Origin of the sequence: Acinetobacter rudis (assembly GCF_031157835.1) — a bacterium.
Classification (GTDB): domain Bacteria; phylum Pseudomonadota; class Gammaproteobacteria; order Pseudomonadales; family Moraxellaceae; genus Acinetobacter; species Acinetobacter rudis_A.
The window spans coordinates 1-20,424 of the sequence record NZ_JAVIDR010000008.1 but is presented as its reverse complement, the minus strand read 5'-3'; the positions used below and the strand labels follow the sequence as shown (position 1 = coordinate 20,424).

Here is a 20,424-nt window from a genome sequence, read left to right as displayed (position 1 = left end):
AACACATGTTCATATTTATTTAAAATCATGAACACATGTTCAACTTTACACGTGGTTTTATGTCTCGTAAATGGTACATCCTTATAATTAGCATTTTAATATATTTACCTGTCGCTATTGATGCGACGGTTTTACATATTGCGATTCCTACATTAAGTGAGGTTTTTGCATTAGATAATAATCAAATGCTTTGGGTGATCGATATTTATGCCTTAATGATGGCTGTATTTTTATTACCTATGGGAGCTCTAGGAGAGCGAATTGGTTATAAACGTTTGTTAATCATAGGCGCTGCAATTTTTGGTATAGCATCAATATTAGCTGCGTTTTCAATATCAGCATTGATGCTGATTCTTGCACGTGTGATTTTGGCTCTGGGTGCTTCCATGATTATTCCCGCGACTTTAGCCGCACTTAGAACTGAGTTTGAAGATGAAAAGCAACGTAATCAGGCTTTAGGCCTTTGGGTGGTTGCTGGTGGTGGTGGGGCAGCTTTAGGGCCTTTAGTCGGTGGTGTCTTACTTGAGTATTTTTCTTGGGGAAGTATTTTTTTAATTAATATCCCTTTAGTGTTGATTGTGTTGATGATTGGTGGGCGAATATTGCCTAAACAAATCGGGAACCCAGAGAAGAAAATAGATATTCGAGCTGCAATATTACTTATGGTCGCGATTTTATCATTAATCTATGGTGTGAAATCGGCCATGAAAACTGCTGATTTACAAGCTCTTGCGATTTTATTATTTGGCATAGTATTGCTTTATCTATTTGTACGGATACAAAACAAAGCAGCTGAAAAATTAATAAACTTTGATTTATTTGGCTATGCAGGAATTAAGTTTGGTTTTCTGATCTCATTTATAGCCATGATTGCTCTTGTTGGATTTGAATTATTAATTTCACAAGAGTTACAGTTTGTATTGGGCTATAGCGCTTTGGAAGCAGGATTGTATATTTTACCTTTCATGCTCACTATTAGCTTGGGGGGGATATTTAGTAGCACACTGCTTAATCGTTTTGGTTATAAGAAAGTTGCTGTTTGGGGATTAATTTTCAGTGCTGTTGCAATGTGGGGATTATCACAGACCCAGTTTGCAGAACAGATTATACAAGCCTCTTTGTTTATGGTGTTATTAGGTAGCAGTATTATCATTGCCTTTTTAGCAGCAACATCTGCAATACTTTCTTCAGCTCCACCAGAGCAGGCAACCGCTGCGGGTGCGATTGAAGGAATGTCATATGAATTAGGAACGGGCTTGGGCGTTACACTGTTTGGCCTGATTGCGGCTGCCATATATCAATATTATTTTACTCAAGATACGGCGATTAACTCTCAATATACTGAGTTGGCTACCAGCTCTTTACTTGAAACACTACATTCTTTGTCCAATATAAGTGAACCTGCTCAAGCATCTATACAGTTGCTTGCATTTGATGCTTTTACTGCTGCTCATAGTATTGTTTTATTGTTATCGAGCATGATTTTGTTTGTACTAGCATTGTTTATTCAGATTTTTTGGAAGCAAGAACATAACGTATAAACTTATGTTGCATTATCCCATGGAGTGAGCATTGCCAAAATGTGCTAAACAGGTGGAGTATTTATGGTTGGATGTTCATTTCATGTTGAAAATTAAGGTATTAACGGTGTACATATGTGGGTGCAGATTTAATCTGATATGAGATACAGTTGTCAGCATGATGTGAAATCTGACTATAATGTATTGTCCAGTTAAGTTGTATTTTTATGAGTCAGTCCACCATACCATCACCAGTGAAGCATTGGTGTGAATTTGAATTTATTGCTAAGACAGTAAAAAACCCAAATATTCATATTCATGGTCATTATAGTTATTATAGTGCGTACTGGGATGCTGGCTTTGAAAGATGCGTTGTACGTTATTTACATGACAAACCTCCACAGCTGAAAAACCTATTGATCAATTGTATATTGGCAACTTTGTTAGCTTTGGTGCTGAATGTGTGATCATGATGGGTGGAAACCAATTACATCGTACGGATTGGATTGCGACATTTCCTTTTGATACACGGAGTTTTGTTGCAGCAGGTGATACTGTCATTGGTCATGGCTGTTGGATTGGCAGTCGAGCTATGATTATGCAAGGGGTAGCATTGGGTGAAGGTGCGGTTGTTGCAACAGGTGCAGTAGTAACGCAGGATGTGCCTCCTTATGCAATTGTTGCAGGTGTGCCTGCAAAAATTATTAAGTATCGTTTTCCATTGGATAAAATTGAACAACTTTTGGCTTTGAATATATATCAGTTGGATGAAAAAATTATTTTAAAAATGCGAGATAAGCTGCAGAGTGATGATGTTGAGCAGTTAGCATTGGCTATTGCTAATTTATAGGTGTGAAAACAATTTTGGTGTAAAATAATCCATTGTTTTTACATCGTAATTAGTTATATTTTATATTCGAAATTCATTGTTTTAATCATTTTGGGATCGTGGTGATGACCTTTAAAATTAGTTTAGGCCCGACTTTGTTGGCCATTTTATCAATCGCATTATTAGGATGTGAAAAATCAGAGCAACAACAAAAAAATCAAGAACCAGCCAAGTCCATCGTTGCTTCGACAGTTGTTGAAGATGCTGCAACAAGTTCTAGTCCATTACCAAGTTCTGCTGTACCCGTAGTATCTGCGCAAGCGCCAGAGATTCTTTGTGATAAAGTAAAAGTCAATCAATGGGTTGGTTTTGATGAATCAGCAAAGGATGCTCAGTGTAAAAAAGTTGAAAGTTATAATATTGCTGAATATCGTTGTGCCGTTGAGAAAAAAGCCTTTGGCGCAGATTTCGATGCAATACATTTGTTGAGTAAAGACCAATCAATTTTCATTTATTCTAGTATGGAAAAATGTAATCAAGCAAAAGAGATTTGGCAGTCTAATTCACCTGAATAATAGATCATACTAATGGGTTGATTATAAAATGAGTTTTAAAAAGTATAGTTTAGTTATCGCAGGTTTATTTGTAGCGAATTCGACATTTGCTGCAGCACCAATATCTGGTCAACAGATGAAAACTCTACAGAAACAATTGCGTGGTAATATTCTATATCTTTCAAATCAGCAGGGAAGTTGTTTGTTGAGTGATCAATCCATCAGTTCTGCAATTACGGTTGTTTATGCAGATCCTAATAAAAAAAATGTTTTTCATTATCGTTTAGTTGAAGCGTTGCCTTTGGCAAAATCAAATGATTGTATTGAAACATTAGGCACAGATGGTTTAGAGGGTAAGTTTTTTTATCGTGTCGATGAAAAAAGTCGCGATTTCATTCGAGGTTATGGTTTCGAATTAGGGCATAAGCAATTAATTTACAAGCAAAGACAAATTATAGGGATCAATTTATTTGCTAAGGAGAGTCCACAACGCATCACTGAATGCAGCTCAAGTGAGGGTAAGCATTTTAATATTTGGCAAAGTAATGGTAAAAAATTAGAAAAACTATTACATCGCTATACATATTTGAATATGGATTTAGAATCCAATTGTAAAGATGCTGATTATCAGCCGGGCTTGCTGAATCTAGATGAATATTAATCTAACTTGAGTGTTGTTTACGAATGTTGGAGGGAAGTTGACCATAACGACGTTTATATTCCTGAGAAAAACGTCCTAGATGTGTAAAACCCCATTTAAAGGCTACATCGGTTACTGATAAGTACTCATTATTCATGAGCTCCAAATGGGCCTGTTCAAAGCGCAACTCTTTTAAATAAGCCATAGGCGTTGTACCCAAATAATTTTTGAAACCATTAAATAGCGTGCGAACACTGATGCCTGCTTGTGCAGCTAATTGTTCTACATTTAAAGTTTCATGTAAGTGATCTCTAATATAGGCTTCTGTGCGTTTAATAAAATGGGGTGAGATAACCTTCTCATTTTGTTGTAAAAGTTCCTGACTGTTATTACATTGCCCATATATCAAGGCATTAAATAGACTGGATTCAAATTGTTTAAATGCAAATGGATGTTGTAATGGATGATGTTCGGTTGCTAATGCTAACATCAAAGTTTTTAAAAGTTGTAGAAAATAAGCAGCACTAGGCCGTGAGAAATCCAGTTTGGGGTCAAATATAAGGCTCTGTTGCTGGAAGTGAGGTAAATGCTGTCTACAATGGAAATGCAAATCATCTTTGGCAATTTTTACAATAAGCTGTGGGGTATTTGCATGCCAACGCATCTGTAAAGCATGTCCTGGGGATAATAAAGATGCAACTTGAGCATAGGAAATAAACTTATGCGAAGCATATTGAATTTCTGCATAGCCTTTTGTTGGAATTTGAATTAAATAGAATTGTTCTAAATCATCTGGATCAATATAAACATCCTCACTGTAGGTTAAGCGACAAATTTGTATACTTCCCATGGTATGAATCATATGCATGCTGGCGCAAAAATCAGCCTTTTGTTGAATGATTTTGAGTTGGTGAGGTTTAAAAATATGGCCAACCTGTAGGCATGTTTCATTCGGATCATGGCATTGGAAGAGTAAATTATCAGACTGAAAAACCGATTCATTTTCAAAATGGCGGCCGCATATATTGGGGGAGTTGGCTGAGTTCATGGCTATCCCTTGCTAATCTTTAAGATTTAGCGTTATGTAATGATTGTGATTACACAATCAACATGTAAATAACGCTCTTTTATAGGCCTAATTCCTTTAGAACCACTTTATTTATATCAAACCAGAGTAAATTGGTCAATTTAAAAATAAGTAAATTGAATTGGTATAACATATTGATTTTAATTGTAATTTTAATAATATTTTCAATGTACTACTTATTTTTAAATATATTTTTTGTATTTTATATAAAAAGACTAGGCCAAAGACAAGTTGCTAGGGGGGGGAGTCTTTGACCTAGAAAGCGTGAGAGTAAGCAGAACAATATCTGTACTCAAATTCAAACATATAAAGTAAATTTAACTGTTACTTTGCACCGTATTACTCTGCAGGAATTTTTCACTATACAAACGATAATTATCTAGTGATTGTGATTCTAACCAGTTTTTTACAGCCTCAATCATTGGAGGAGGCCCACACAAGTACATATCAAACGCATTCTCAGCAAGTTGAGATTGGTCGAGGTGCTCATGAATAAAACCAGCTTTACCTGTCCAATCTGCTGATGGACGACCCACGATAGGCTGATAGTCAAAATTTAAACGTTCAGCATAGCTTTGTAAGCGTTGTTGTTCACATAAATCCAATTCAGTATTTACACCATAAAAAAGTTGAATCGGAAGTTTATGTTCAGCTGCATCCAATCGGTCAAGCATGCCAAGGAAGGCAGAAAGTCCTGTGCCGCCAGCAATAAAGACCAAAGGACGATCAACTTCACGTAAATAGAAACTACCTAAAGGAGCTTCAAGTAAAATAGTTTGACCTACTTGACAATGATCACGTAAGTAATTGCTCATTACGCCATCAGGTAATATACGAATCAGAAATTGCAATTGATTGTTCACATTCGGTTGGCTAGCAAAGGAATATGAACGCCATTCATTACTTCCTGGTATTTGAAGACGCGCGTATTGCCCAGGAAGATACTGTAATTGTTCTGCATGTGAACTGGCATCCACATGTAAAATAGCAGTTGTTTCGGAAACTAATTCTACTTTAGTGACCACACTGGTGATTTTTAATGTATCACCAGCATTACAGAATTCTGAGCTATGATCGAAATAAAAAGCCGCATCTGATTTTACACGAGTCTGACATGCCAACATTTTACGTTCAGCGAGATCGCGTTCACTTAAAGCATCTTCATCAACATAATCTAGATCGTATTGTCCACTTTCACATTGACCTTGGCAGGTTCCACATACACCTTCACGACAGTCAAGTGGAATGTTAATTCCTTGGCGAATTGCTGCATCAAGCAGCAACTCGTTATTGTTGACAGAGATAAAGAATGTTTTACCATCTGCAAAGTTTAGTGCAACTGAATGTCCCATATATAGCCCCTTATACGTGATAGAAGTCAAGGACTGAGTCAATCTTATCGTTCAACAGTAAGGTATGTTGGCGACGTATACGGAAGCTTTCTCCATCTTGGCGTAGAATATAGACGCTGTGACCATAGAACTGGCCTTGTACACCTTGGCGATTGTAGAGTGTATTCCAACCTACTTTTACTTCAATTGTGTCATCGGCAAGCTTTTGTACACGAACATTATTAATATTATGTAATGTACGTGGTAGAGGCATTGCAGAAGCTGCTTTACCCGTACGAATACGGAATACACGGTCTTCTAAGCCTGAACGATCAGCATAGTAAATATAAGAGAGGCCTTGGTCAGGGTCTTGAACATAGCTATGATCATCAATCCATTGAGGGATATGATAGACACTGTCTTCATCATAAAGTTCAAGATAAGCATCCCAGTCTTGATTGTCACAAAGTTCAGCTTTCTTATACATAAACTGTGTTACGGCAAAATGTAGTGCTTGATCCATAACTTATACCTCTTCCTTGACCGCAGTTTCATCACACTCAACCATATTGAGCGCTTTTTGTTTCAAACCTTTGAGCATTAATGCTTTCCAGTGTCCATGTTGATTTACATATAAACCTTCATGTGTAATTTCACGTCCAGTGATGACGGGATTAATGCCTAGAGCTTCAGCATTTGGATTACTCTCATAGCACCAATGTTGATAACCACGAGAAATATCGCTCCAACGCTCTAAACGTGCTTGGAAACCACGCTGTTGTTCACGGAATTCAGTTAAGTCATCTGGTGTTCCAAGACCTGAAACGTTGAAGAAGTCTTCAAATTGACGAATACGGTTGCGACGTGCTTCTGCCGACTCACCTTTTACACCAATACATTGGCTAACAACTTCGGTTTTATTCCATGCGACAGGGCGTACAATACGTAGTTGTGAGCTAATTTGATCCATAAAGAATAAACTTGGATACAAATTAAGATTACGTAAACGATGCATGGCCCATTCAGCACGCTTTTCACCGTATTTTTCAACCAAATATGGCATTACAGTTTCATAGCCTGGGCGTACTGTTGGGTTAGGCATTTCACTAAATAGCACGCTATGACCATTTTTCAAGCTAAACCAACCATCATCTGTGGTATTGTCACCAGCACCAAGCTTACTGTAGTCAAGTGTATCTAATTCTTCGCCTTTAGAAGCATTCACTTGTTGACGGTGCTGTACTGTTGAAACATAGTTGTAGTGCACAGTACTTACATGGTAGCCATCTACACCATTTTCATTCTGTAGCTTCCAGTTGCCATCAAAACTATAGGTTGATTTACCTTGAAGCACTTCAAGTTCGCCTGTTGGAGATTGTTCAACCATGAGATCAAGAAAAACTTTACCATCTCCTAAGAAATCTTCTAAGGAATCGGTAGCTCGTGTGTCTAAGCTAACAAAAATGAAACCACGATAACTGCTAATACGTGCTTGTTTTAATCCACGACTATTTTTGTCGAAATCATCACAATATTCAGAAGGTGCTTTAACTTTTACTAAGCGACCATCAGATTTATAACACCAAGCATGGAATGGGCAGGTAAATGTAGATTGGTTACCTTTAGCAACTCGTGTTAAGGTTGCGCCACGATGTTGACAGGCATTCACCATTGCATGAAGTTCACCTTTAGCATCACGACTGATAATTAAAGGTTGACGTCCAATTTGAACAGTTAGGAAGTCATTGTTATTTGGGATTTCACTTTCATGGCAAGCATAAATCCATACTTTTTCAAAGATGAGCTCCATTTCAAGCTCAAATAGTTCTGGTTCGGTAAACATATCGCGTGCAATACGATATACACCATCTTCTGGGCGAAAATCGATGCATCCCTCAACGAAATTTTGCCAATCATTTATATTTTTTTGAGCCATTGTGTCATCCTCAAGTCAATGTGCGCCTAGGGCAGATTGAAGCGGATTTCATCACTTACAGCTATCCGATTTTTCCATTTTGTTATCCAAAATCTGCAACAGATTCTTTTCGTTAATTAGAATGTTGCTCTCATATTTGGTGGGAGCTATACATTATATTCAATATTAAAAGGAACGATTTAAAATTTGAGCTGTATTTAAATGCAATTCAGATTTTTTATTTTTGTAATATGGATTGATTATTTTTTTAATTTAAAAACAGTTTTTATTTAAATTGATTGAATGTAATTTTTATTTAATTTTGAAATTGTATTTTATTAATTTCTAGGATGTATTTTATTTTTATAATAAAGTAATTTTATTTAGTTAAAAAATCATATATTAAACTGTGCTTATTTTATTCTATGTTTTATTCTTGTGCTTTAAAGTCAATGTAATAAAGTGCAGTGGTACTTTAATAATGTAAAATATTTTATATTTTTTTTAATTGCATAATAAATTTGTTATTTTTATATGTATTAGTAGAGTGAATGGTTTGGAGGGTTTTTTTGATTGATTTTATTGTTTTTAAATAAAATAAAAATTGATTTAAAAAAATAATTAGATATTTATTATGTATTAAATTAAAACTGAATTTAGGTTAATTGGAAAAGACCCATATAATTTTATTGCTTATGTGTTGTAAGTCACTTTTGTTCTTTTAAAAAGATAAATAGAGCGCATTATTTATGAATAAAATATATCGGGTTATATGGAATGCTTCGTTAGGAGCTTGGGTAGCGGTTTCAGAGTTGGCGAAGTCAAAGGGAAAAAGTTCTTCTCAATCATCTATTGTCGGGGTGACTGAAGAGATTGTTCAACAATCTTCTGTTCATTTTTCAATTAAGACGCTTGTTTTTATGATGTCCCTTATTGCTGGTCAGTCAGCAATGGCGAATTTGTCAGTTTGTGGAAGTAATGTTGCCAATGCTGGTAGTACGGTTGGAAGTGTCGTTGGGCACAATACGGATACAAAGGTTACAGCAAACTGTGGTTCAGGTACTGCTGTTGCAACAGCTCCAATTGGTGGAGCAATAGCAATTGGTGATAATAAAACGAATCCAACATTGGCTACTGGAAATGATAGTTTAGCGATTATGTCGGGTGCACGTGCAACAGGTGGTGTTGATAATATTGCTGTGGGTCATGAAGCCGTTGTATCAAATGTTAACTTGGCAACTGCTTTTGGCTCATTTGCTCAGGCAAGTAGAACGAATGCTGTTGCTTTAGGCTCAAAAGCAACAACCGCAACAGCGGCAACTAATGAAACAAATGCTATCGTAAATGGGTTAACCTATAGTGATTTTGCTGGTCAGGCATCCATGGACGGAATGCAAGTTTCGATTGGTTCGAAGGGTGCAGAACGCCAATTAAAAAATATTGCCGCTGGTAAAATTGCATTGGATAGTACAGATGCAGTTAATGGTAGCCAACTTTTAGCTACTCAAACTGTTGTGGGGAATGTTGCAGGTACAACCAAAAATATTTTGGGTGGTAATGCAATTTTGAATTCAAGTGGTTTACTGAGTATGACCAATATTGGTGGTACAGGTAAAAATAATATTGATGATGCAATTAAAGCCTCAAAAACTAAAATTACAGCTGGTACTAATACTGCAGTTAATTTTGATGATGCAACAAATACCTATGTAATTAGCGCTATAGCGGATACAGGTGCTACGGGATCAGAGCTGCATTATTTTAGTGTAAAAAGTGATAAACAAGGGCCGGACAGTAACTATTTAAATGATGGTGCTACTGGTATAGATTCTATGGCAGTAGGGGTAAATGCAAAAGCAACTGCACTTAACAGTATCGCACTTGGAACTAATACAGTAGCTGATGCAACGTATGCAACTGCGATTGGTTATGGTTCTAAGGTTTTCACTCTTGCCTCTGACCCACTAAAGGGAGATCTTTCTTCTGTAGCTTTAGGTGGGGCGCAGGTAACAGGGAGCGGGTCGACTGGTATTGGTCGTAGTACAGTCAAGGGGTTAAGCAGTTATGCAATGGGTGATAACTCTTCGGCAATAGGACATAGTAATATTGCAATTGGAGATAGTGCGCGGAGTGGAAAAGAAGGGGATCAAAATCTATTTGACCCCATAACTGGACTGGCGACCACCGAAGGCGCTATTGCTATAGGCACTTATGCTGAAGCAATAGGTACCAGTGCACTGGCCTTGGGCACTGGCAGTAGTGCTGCTACATATGGCACGGCAATAGGGGCTCAAGCGAAAGCGACAAAGTCAGGAAATATTGCTTTAGGTAATAACAGTGAATCGACTGGTAATGAGTCCACTGCACTGGGGGACAGTGCAAAAGCAACAAAAATACGAGCAACGGCAATAGGGTCAAAGTCACAAGCACTAGTAAATGATGGCGTTGCTTTAGGATCTCAAAGTGTCGCGGATCGTGAAGCTACAGGTCCAGCTGGAAACGTCTATAGTAATAGCAATGCAACTGTGGCAGATAAATTGGCTGTTGATGCAACTAAAGCAACATTCGCAGCGGTGAGTGTTGGTGGGCAGTTTATAGAGAACGGCGTACAGAAGATAGCCCGTCGTCAAATTACCAATGTGGCAGCAGGCCTAGAAGATACTGATGCAGTTAACGTTGCACAATTGAAGAGTGTTGCGAATGCTGCCAAGACTGTTGTTAAGAGTGGTAATAACACTACTGTTGATTATGATGAAAAAACAAATACTTATACAGTAAATTCTACTGGTGGAGGTGGAGGAGCAACAGGGTCTTTAACGTTTGCTGGAAATACAGGATCCAAAGCAAAACAATTGGGTGAAACAGTAACGATTAAAGGTGCTGGTACAAAAGCAGATGCAGAATATACTGGTGAAAATATAAAAACAGTCGTTGATAATAATGGCGATTTGAATATTGGTTTAGCAAAAAATCTAACCGGTCTTGAGTCTGTATCTGTTGGTAATACCGTCATTAATAGTAATGGCTTAACTATCAACAATGGCCCAAGCATTACAGCTGGTGGTATTCATGCTGGTGGTAAAGTGATTAGTAATGTTGCTGCCGGTATAGATGGTAAAGATGCGGTGAATGTTGAACAGTTAAATGCTGCTAAAACGAAGGTGGAAGCAGGTACTAACACAACTGTTACATACAATGATAAAACAAATACCTACACAGTAAGTAGCACAGGTGCTACAGGACCTTCAACTCATTATTACAGTGTAAATGATAGTGGAGTCGCTGGTGGAAACTATAATAATGATGGTGCTACTGGTATTGGTGCGCTTGCTGCTGGTATTGATGCTGGAGCAGAAGGTGAAGCTTCTGTTGCTATTGGTCTAGGTAGTAAAGCAGAGCGTGATAAGGCTACTGCTCTTGGCACTAAAGCAGTAGCAACAGGCCTAGCCTCAGTAGCGATTGGTGCAGAGGCGAATGCTAGTAGTAGTCATGCGATTGCTATTGGCTCTGAAGCACAATCTCTAGGAATTAATGCTGTCGCACTAGGCACTCAGACTGTTGCAGGGGGCAGTGATGCGATTGCACTAGGTACACAAGCTAAGGGTGCGGGTAATGAAGCAATTGCAATTGGGCGTCAAGCAGATGCATCAGGCGCACAGTCTTTAGCACTAGGTAGTTATAGTAAGGCAACTAAAGAGAATTCATTTGCAATTGGTAGCTTAGCTGAAGCCACTGCTGATCGTAGTTTGGCACTGGGTAATAATGCACAAGCATCTAAGGTGGGTGGTGTTGCTCTAGGTGCAGACAGTAAAACAGCAACTGATGCAGTGGCCATTACAAAAGCAGATTTGAATGGCTTGAGTTATGGTGGTTTTAGCGGACAGGCTAAAAATGCTGGAATGCAAGTTTCTATAGGATCAAAAGGCAACGAACGTCAATTAAAAAATGTCGCAGCTGGTGAAATCTCTGCAAGTAGTACCGATGCAATTAATGGTAGCCAACTTCATGCAACGAATACTGTATTGGGCAATGTAGCGAACAGTACAAAAAAAATCTTAGGTGGTAATGCTACACTAGATCCAAATGGCTCACTCAGCATGAGTAATGTTGGCGGGACAGGCAAAGATAACATTAATGATGCGATTGCAGCCTCAAAAACAGAAGTGGCTGAAGGCAAAAATATTAAAGTGACTAAATCTCAAGGGATTGATGGTCATGACATCTATACAGTAAAAACCGCAGATGATGTGAGCTTTAATAATTTAACCGTGACAGGTGAAACAAAACTTGGTGACAAGTTTGTTGTAAACAATAATGGTAACGTGACATATAGCGGTGAAATTTCTGAAGGAGATCATGTTACTAATAAAACTTATGTTGATCGTAAGATTGGTGAAGTTGCGAACAATCCATTAACTTTTGCCGGTAATACAGGTTCTACACCGAAGAAACTTGGTGAAACCATGAACATCAAAGGTGATGGTGTTAAGGCTGATGACCAATATTCAGCTGAAAATATCAAAACTGCAGTTGATGCTAATGGTGACTTGATCATTTCGATGGACAAGAACCTAAAAGCAGACAGCTTGGTGTTAAATGGCACTAATGGTAAAGACGGTCTAACGATTACAGGCGGTCAAGGTGCACCTGGTCTAAACGGCACAGATGGTGAAACTCGTATCATCTATAAAGATCCAACGACAGGTGAAAGTAAAGAAGTTGCGACTTTAAATGATGGACTGAAGTTTGTAGGTAATGACGGTCAGGTGATCAGCAAAAAACTCAATGAACAATTGGGTGTTGTTGGTGGCATGACGGACATGACAGCAGATGCTGCAAGTGCTGAAAACATTCGTACAGTGAAGAATGCTAAAGGTGAACTTGAAGTTCAATTGTCTAAGAACCTTAAAGGTCTTGAATCAGTTGTTGTTGGTGATACAACAATCAACAATACTGGTTTAACCATTAACAATGGTCCAAGCATTACGGCTGGTGGTATTGACGCTGGTGGTAAAGTAATTAGCAATGTTGCAGCTGGTAAAGATGGTAAAGACGCTGTAAACGTTGATCAATTGAATGAAGTTGTCGCAGGAACTAAAGTTGATGTCAAAGAAGGCAAAAACGTTAAAGTAACCAGCACAATTAATGACGATGGCAGCAAAGAGTTCACCGTAGCGACTGATAGCGTTGTTGACTTTGATAAAGTCACTGTTGGTAGTGTAACAATCGATAAAAACAGCAATGATATTACAGGTCTAAGTAATATTAATCTTGATGCTGATGATTTTGCGACTAAAGGCCGTGCTGCAACAGAAGAACAGTTGAAGTTAGTTAAAGATCAAGCTGATCAAACTGATGACTTTGCTGTTAAATATGACAAAAATGCAGATGGTACAGTAAACCGTGACAAAGTGACTTTGGGCGGAACTCAAACTGCATCTACTCAAGATCCTGTAACAGGAAAAATCACCACAACAGGTGGGACTAGCTTAACCAATGTTGCCAGTGCTGGTGATTACACTGATGTTGCCAATGCAAGCAATGCTGTAAATGCTGGTGATTTAAACAATGCCGTTAAAGATGTATCAACAGAGTTAACCAACAAAGGTCTTAACTTTGCAGGTAACACAGGTTCTACACCGAAGAAACTTGGTGAAACCATGAACATCAAAGGTGCTGGTGTTAAGGCTGATGACCAATATTCAGCTGAAAATATCAAAACTGCGGTTGATGCCAATGGTGACTTGATCATTTCGATGGACAAGAACCTTAAAGCAGACAGCTTGGTGTTAAATGGCACTAATGGTAAAGATGGTTTAACGATTACTGGTGGTCAAGGTGCACCTGGTCTAAACGGTACAGATGGTGAAACTCGTATCATCTATAAAGATCCAACGACAGGTGAAGACAAAGAAGTTGCGACTTTAACTGATGGTCTTAAGTTTGTAGGTAATGACGGTCAGGTAATCAGCAAAAAACTCAATGAGAAATTGGGTGTTGTTGGTGGCATGACAGACATGACAGCAGATGCTGCAAGTGCTGAAAACATCCGTACTGTTCAAAATGACAAAGGTGAACTTGAAGTTCAATTGTCTAAGAACCTTAGAGGTCTTGAGTCAGTTGTTGTTGGTGATACAACAATCAACAATACTGGTTTAACCATTAACAATGGTCCAAGCATTACGGCTGGTGGTATTGACGCTGGTGGTAAAGTAATTAGCAATGTTGCAGCTGGTAAAGATGGTAAAGACGCTGTAAACGTTGATCAATTGAATGAAGTTGTTGCTGGAACTAAAGTTGATGTCAAAGAAGGCAAAAACGTTAAAGTAACCAGCACAATTAATGACGATGGCAGCAAAGAGTTCACCGTAGCGACTGATAGCGTTGTTGACTTTGATAAAGTCACTGTTGGTAGTGTAACAATCGATAAAAACAGCAATGATATTACTGGCCTAAGTAATATTAATCTTGATGCTGATGATTTTGCGACTAAAGGCCGTGCTGCAACAGAAGAACAGTTGAAGTTAGTTAAAGATCAAGCTGATCAAACTGATGACTTTGCTGTTAAATATGACAAAAATGCAGATGGTACAGTAAACCGTGACAAAGTGACTTTGGGCGGAACTCAAACTGCATCTACTCAAGATCCTATTACTGGAAAAATCACCACAACAGGTGGGACTAGCTTAACCAATGTTGCCAGTGCTGGTGATTACACTGATGTTGCCAATGCAAGCAATGCTGTAAATGCTGGTGATTTAAACAATGCCGTTAAAGATGTATCAACAGAGTTAACCAACAAAGGTCTTAACTTTGCAGGTAACACAGGTTCTACACCGAAGAAACTTGGTGAAACCATGAACATCAAAGGTGCTGGTGTTAAGGCTGATGACCAATATTCAGCTGAAAATATCAAAACTGCGGTTGATGCTAATGGTGACTTGATCATTTCGATGGACAAGAACCTTAAAGCAGACAGCTTGGTGTTAAATGGCACTAATGGTAAAGACGGTTTAACGATTACTGGTGGTCAAGGTGCACCTGGTCTAAACGGTACAGATGGTGAAACTCGTATCATCTATAAAGATCCAACGACAGGTGAAGACAAAGAAGTTGCGACTTTAACTGATGGTCTTAAGTTTGTAGGTAATGACGGTCAGGTAATCAGCAAAAAACTCAATGAGAAATTGGGTGTTGTTGGTGGCATGACAGACATGACAGCAGATGCTGCAAGTGCTGAAAACATCCGTACTGTTCAAAATGACAAAGGTGAACTTGAAGTTCAATTGTCTAAGAAATTGACAGGCTTAACTGAAGTAAATACCACAAACCTCACAGTTACTGGTGAAACTAAACTTGGTGATAAGTTTGTTGTAAACAATAAAGGCAATGTGACTTATACAGGTGACATTACTAAGGGCGACCACATTACCAATAAAACTTATGTTGACGGTAAAGTGGGTGAAGTTGCCAACAATCCATTAACGTTTGCGGGGAACACGGGTTCTGTTGCGAAGAAACTTGGTGAAACTGTTAACATCAAAGGTGTTGGTGCTAAAGCTGATGACCAATATTCAGCTGAAAATATCAAAACTGCGGTTGATGCTAATGGTGACTTGATCATTTCGATGGACAAGAATCTAAAAGCAGACAGCTTGGTGTTAAATGGTAAGGACGGTAAAGACGGTCTTACAATTACAGGTGGTCAAGGTGCACCTGGTTTAAATGGTACAGATGGTGAAACACGCATTATCTATAAAGATCCAACGACAGGTGAAGACAAAGAAGTTGCGACTTTAACTGATGGACTGAAGTTTGTAGGTAATGACGGTAAGGTGATCAGCAAAAAACTCAATGAACAATTGGGTGTTGTTGGTGGCATGACAGACATGACAGCAGATGCTGCAAGTGCTGAAAACATTCGTACTGTTCAAAATGACAAAGGCGAGCTTGAAGTTCAATTGTCTAAGAAATTGACAGGCTTAACTGAAGTAAATACCACAAACCTAACGGTTACTGGTGAAACTAAACTTGGTGATAAGTTTGTTGTAAACAATAAAGGCAATGTGACTTATACAGGTGACATTACTAAGGGCGACCACATTACCAATAAAACTTATGTTGACGGTAAAGTGGGTGAAGTTGCCAACAATCCATTAACGTTTGCTGGTAACACTGGTTCTGTTGCGAAGAAACTTGGTGAAACTGTTAACATCAAAGGTGCTGGTGCTAAAGCTGATGACCAATATTCAGCTGAAAACATCAAAACTGCGGTTGATGCTAATGGTGACTTGATCATTTCGATGGACAAAAACCTTAAAGCAGACAGCTTGGTGTTAAATGGTAAGGACGGTAAAGATGGTCTTACAATTACAGGCGGTCAAGGTGCACCTGGTCTAAACGGTACAGATGGTGAAACTCGTATCATCTATAAAGATCCAACAACAGGTGAAGACAAAGAAGTTGCGACTTTAACTGATGGACTGAAGTTTGTAGGTAATGACGGTAAGGTGATCAGCAAAAAACTCAATGAGAAATTGGGTGTTGTTGGTGGCATGACAGACATGACAGCAGATGCTGCAAGTGCTGAAAACATTCGTACTGTTCAAAACGACAAAGGTGAACTTGAAGTTCAATTGTCTAAGAACCTTACCGGTCTTGAGTCAGTTGTTGTTGGTGATACAACAATCAACAATACTGGTTTAACCATTAACAATGGTCCAAGCATTACTGCTGGTGGTATTAACGCTGGTGACAAAGTGATTAGCAATGTTGCAGCAGGTAAAGACGGTAAAGATGCTGTCAATGTTGATCAATTAAACAAAGTTGCTGCTGCATCTAAAGTAGATGTGAAAGAAGGCAAAAACGTTAAAATCACCACCAACGTGAATGACGACGGTAGCAAAGAGTTTACAGTAGCAACAACAGCGGAAGTTGACTTTGATAAAGTCACTGTTGGTGACGTAACAATCGATAAAAACAGCAATGATATTACTGGTTTAAGTAATGTTGATCTTAAAGCTGGTGACTTCGGAACTAAAGGTCGTGCTGCAACTGAAGAGCAATTGATATCGGCAGCGAATGCTGTAGCCAAAGTAATCGGTGGTGACACAGATAACCGCGGTGCAACGATTATTGGTGCCAATATTGGTAATACAGGAAAAACAACAATTCATGATGCAATTGCTTCAGTGAGAACTGATGTAAAAGCAGGTGAAAATATCACTGTTGATACTCTTGTAAATGATGATGGTAGCCGTGAATTTACAGTTGCAACCAAGAAAGATGTTAAGTTTGATAGTGTAACTTTAGGTGATACTGTTCTTAACCAGACTGGTTTAACGATTAACAATGGTCCAAGCATTACTGTTAATGGTATTGATGCTGGTGACAAAGTTATTAGTAATGTTGCTGATGGTAAAAATGGTAAAGATGCAGTTAACGTTGATCAATTAACTAAAGCTGGAGAAGAGTTAACCAACAAAGGTCTTAACTTTGCAGGTAACACAGGTTCTACACCGAAGAAACTTGGTGAAACCATGAACATCAAAGGTGCTGGTGTTAAGGCTGATGACCAATATTCAGCTGAAAATATCAAAACTGCGGTTGATGCCAATGGTGACTTGATCATTTCGATGGACAAGAACCTAAAAGCAGATAGCTTGGTGTTAAATGGTAAGGACGGTAAAGACGGTCTTACAATTACAGGCGGTCAAGGTGGACCTGGTTTAAATGGTACAGATGGTGAAACACGTATCATCTATAAAGATCCAACAACAGGTGAAGACAAAGAAGTTGCGACTTTAACTGATGGTCTTAAGTTTGTAGGTAATGACGGTAAGGTGATCAGCAAGAAACTCAATGAACAATTGGGTGTTGTTGGTGGCATGACGGACATGACAGCAGATGCTGCAAGTGCTGAAAACATTCGTACTGTTCAAAACGACAAAGGTGAACTTGAAGTTCAATTGTCTAAGAAATTGACAGGTTTAACTGAAGTAAATACCACAAACCTCACAGTTACTGGTGAAACTAAACTTGGTGATAAGTTTGTTGTGAACCATAAAGGCAATGTGACTTATACAGGTGACATTACTAAGGGCGACCACATTACCAATAAAACTTATGTTGATGGTAAAGTGGGTGAAGTTGCCAATAATCCATTAACGTTTGCCGGTAACACAGGTTCTACACCGAAGAAACTTGGTGAAACAATGAACATCAAAGGTGAAGGTACTAAGGCTGATGACCAATATTCAGCTGAAAATATCAAAACTGCGGTTGATGCTAATGGTGACTTGATCATTTCGATGGACAAGAATCTAAAAGCAGACAGCTTGGTGTTAAATGGTAAGGACGGTAAAGACGGTCTTACAATTACAGGTGGTCAAGGTGCACCTGGTTTAAATGGTACAGATGGTGAAACTCGTATCATCTATAAAGATCCAACGACAGGTGAAGACAAAGAAGTTGCGACTTTAACTGATGGACTGAAGTTTGTAGGTAATGACGGTAAGGTGATCAGCAAAAAACTCAATGAACAATTGGGTGTTGTTGGTGGCATGACGGACATGACAGCAGATGCTGCAAGTGCTGAAAACCTTCGTACTGTTCAAAATGACAAAGGTGAACTTGAAGTTCAATTGTCTAAGAAATTGACAGGCTTAACTGAAGTAAATACCACAAACCTCACAGTTACTGGTGAAACTAAACTGGGTGACAAGTTTGTTGTGAACCATAAAGGCAATGTGACTTATACAGGTGACATTACTAAGGGCGACCACATTACCAATAAAACTTATGTTGACGGTAAAGTGGGTGAAGTTGCCAATAACCCATTAACATTTGCAGGTAACACTGGTTCTGTTGCGAAGAAACTTGGTGAAACTGTTAACATCAAAGGTGAAGGTACTAAGGCTGATGACCAATATTCAGCTGAAAATATCAAAACTGCGGTTGATGCCAATGGTGACTTGATCATTTCGATGGACAAGAACCTAAAAGCAGACAGCTTGGTGTTAAATGGTAAGGACGGTAAAGACGGTCTTACAATTACAGGTGGTCAAGGTGCACCTGGTTTAAATGGTACAGATGGTGAAACACGTATCATCTATAAAGATCCAACGACAGGTGAAGACAAAGAAGTTGCGACTTTAACTGATGGTCTCAAGTTTGTAGGTAATGACGGTAAGGTGATCAGCAAAAAACTCAATGAACAATTGGGTGTTGTTGGTGGCATGACGGACATGACAGCAGATGCTGCAAGTTCTGAAAACATTCGTACTGTTCAAAATGACAAAGGTGAACTTGAAGTTCAATTGTCTAAGAAATTGATAGGCTTAACTGAAGTAAATACCACAAACCTCACAGTTACTGGTGAAACTAAACTTGGTGATAAGTTTGTTGTAAACAATAAAGGCAATGTGACTTATACAGGTGACATTACTAAGGGCGACCACATTACCAATAAAACTTATGTTGACGGTAAAGTGGGTGAAGTTGCCAACAATCCATTAATGTTTGCAGCTAACACGGGTTCTGTTGCGAAGAAACTTGGTGAAACCATGAACATCAAAGGTGAAGGTGTTAAGGCTGATGACCAATATTCAGCTGAAAATATCAAAACTGCGGTTGATGCCAATGGTGACTTGATCATTTCGATGGACAAGAACCTAAAAGCAGACAGCTTGGTGTTAAATGGTAAGGACGGTAAAGACGGTCTTACAATTACAGGTGGTCAAGGTGCACCTGGTTTAAATGGTACAGATGGTGAAACACGTATCATCTATAAAGATCCAACGACAGGTGAAGACAAAGAAGTTGCGACTTTAACTGATGGTCTTAAGTTTGTAGGTAATGACGGTAAGGTAATCAGCAAGAAACTCAATGAGAAATTGGGTGTTGTTGGTGGCATGACGGACATGACAGCAGATGCTGCAAGTTCTGAAAACCTTCGTACTGTTCAAAATGACAAAGGCGAGCTTGAAGTTCAATTGTCTAAGAACCTTACCGGTCTTGAGTCAGTCGTTGTTGGTGATACAACAATCAACAATGCTGGTTTGACTATTAAAAATGGTCCAAGCATTACAACTGGTGGCATTAACGCTGGCGACAAAGTGATTAGCAATGTTGCAGCAGGTAAAGACGGTAAAGATGCTGTAAACGTTGATCAATTAAACAAAGTTGCTGCTGCATCTAAAGTAGATGTGAAAGAAGGCAAAAACGTTAAAGTCACTACTAAAGTGAATGATGATGGTAGCCAAGAGTTTACTGTAGCAACAGCAGCGGAAGTTGACTTTGATAAAGTGACTGTAGGTAAAGTTACTATTGATAAGAAAACGAATGATATTACTGGCTTAAGCAATACCCAGTTGGGTGGTGATACATTTGCAACTAAAGGTCGTGCTGCGACAGAGGAGCAATTGAATTATGTACAAAATAATTTAGTGACGATTCTTGGTGGTAATGCGGTCAATAAAGGTGGCAATGTTTCAATCACCAATATTGGTAACACGGGTAAAGATAATATCCATGACGCGATTTCTTCA

At 38.6% G+C, this 20,424-nt stretch carries 8 protein-coding genes and 1 pseudogene; 5 read left to right on the top strand and 4 right to left on the bottom strand.

Going from position 1 to position 20,424, the window contains the following annotated elements; genetic code table 11:
* Positions 1 to 35 precede the first annotated feature (35 nt).
* The 4 genes and pseudogenes from RFH42_RS09005 (at position 36) to RFH42_RS08990 (ending at position 3,564) form a co-directional block, all read left to right on the top strand.
* On the top strand, positions 36 to 1,541 hold the full coding sequence (locus tag RFH42_RS09005; protein WP_308975256.1) for an MFS transporter: 1,506 nt from the start codon (positions 36 to 38) through the stop codon (positions 1,539 to 1,541).
* 206 nt (positions 1,542 to 1,747) lie between these two features.
* Positions 1,748 to 2,370, top strand: a pseudogene (locus RFH42_RS09000) (CatB-related O-acetyltransferase).
* Between the two features lie 104 nt (positions 2,371 to 2,474).
* Positions 2,475 to 2,924 (top strand): hypothetical protein, encoded by a 450-nt coding sequence (locus RFH42_RS08995; RefSeq protein ID WP_308975255.1) that lies wholly within the window; start codon positions 2,475 to 2,477, stop codon positions 2,922 to 2,924.
* 28 nt (positions 2,925 to 2,952) lie between these two features.
* Positions 2,953 to 3,564 carry a hypothetical protein gene (locus tag RFH42_RS08990; protein WP_308975254.1) on the top strand — a complete coding sequence of 204 codons (612 nt, stop codon included), beginning with the start codon at positions 2,953 to 2,955 and terminating at the stop codon, positions 3,562 to 3,564.
* Between the two features lies 1 nt (position 3,565).
* Here RFH42_RS08990 and RFH42_RS08985 read toward each other — a convergent pair whose 3' ends face one another.
* The 4 genes from RFH42_RS08985 to antA all read right to left on the bottom strand — a co-directional run bounded on the left by RFH42_RS08985 (position 3,566) and on the right by antA (position 7,897).
* On the bottom strand, positions 3,566 to 4,591 hold the full coding sequence (locus RFH42_RS08985) for an AraC family transcriptional regulator (RefSeq protein WP_308975253.1): 1,026 nt from the start codon (positions 4,589 to 4,591) through the stop codon (positions 3,566 to 3,568).
* A 356-nt stretch (positions 4,592 to 4,947) separates the two neighbouring features.
* Positions 4,948 to 5,982, bottom strand: a complete 1,035-nt coding sequence (gene antC / locus RFH42_RS08980) for an anthranilate 1,2-dioxygenase electron transfer component AntC (protein WP_308975252.1) — start codon at positions 5,980 to 5,982, stop codon at positions 4,948 to 4,950.
* A 10-nt stretch (positions 5,983 to 5,992) separates the two neighbouring features.
* On the bottom strand, positions 5,993 to 6,484 hold the full coding sequence (gene antB, locus RFH42_RS08975; protein WP_308975251.1) for an anthranilate 1,2-dioxygenase small subunit: 492 nt from the start codon (positions 6,482 to 6,484) through the stop codon (positions 5,993 to 5,995).
* A gap of 3 nt (positions 6,485 to 6,487) precedes the next feature.
* A complete protein-coding gene (gene antA, locus RFH42_RS08970) occupies positions 6,488 to 7,897 on the bottom strand; it encodes an anthranilate 1,2-dioxygenase large subunit (RefSeq protein ID WP_308975250.1) in 1,410 nt (469 codons plus the stop codon).
* Between the two features lie 728 nt (positions 7,898 to 8,625).
* On the opposite strand from antA, the gene RFH42_RS08965 reads away from it, so the two are divergent.
* The coding region (locus RFH42_RS08965; RefSeq protein ID WP_308975249.1) for an ESPR-type extended signal peptide-containing protein at positions 8,626 to 20,424 on the top strand (11,799 nt) is incomplete at its 3' end.

What these genes read in the sequence shown, in the direction of transcription:
- antA (WP_308975250.1), bottom strand. Translation starts at nt 7,897, where the DNA reads ATGGCTCAAAAAAATATAAATGATTGGCAAAATTTCGTTGAGGGATGC.
- antB (WP_308975251.1), bottom strand. Translation starts at nt 6,484, where the DNA reads ATGGATCAAGCACTACATTTTGCCGTAACACAGTTTATGTATAAGAAA.
- RFH42_RS08985 (WP_308975253.1), bottom strand. Translation starts at nt 4,591, where the DNA reads ATGAACTCAGCCAACTCCCCCAATATATGCGGCCGCCATTTTGAAAAT.
- antC (WP_308975252.1), bottom strand. Translation starts at nt 5,982, where the DNA reads ATGGGACATTCAGTTGCACTAAACTTTGCAGATGGTAAAACATTCTTT.
- RFH42_RS09005 (WP_308975256.1), top strand. Translation starts at nt 36, where the DNA reads ATGTTCAACTTTACACGTGGTTTTATGTCTCGTAAATGGTACATCCTT.
- RFH42_RS08995 (WP_308975255.1), top strand. Translation starts at nt 2,475, where the DNA reads ATGACCTTTAAAATTAGTTTAGGCCCGACTTTGTTGGCCATTTTATCA.
- RFH42_RS08990 (WP_308975254.1), top strand. Translation starts at nt 2,953, where the DNA reads ATGAGTTTTAAAAAGTATAGTTTAGTTATCGCAGGTTTATTTGTAGCG.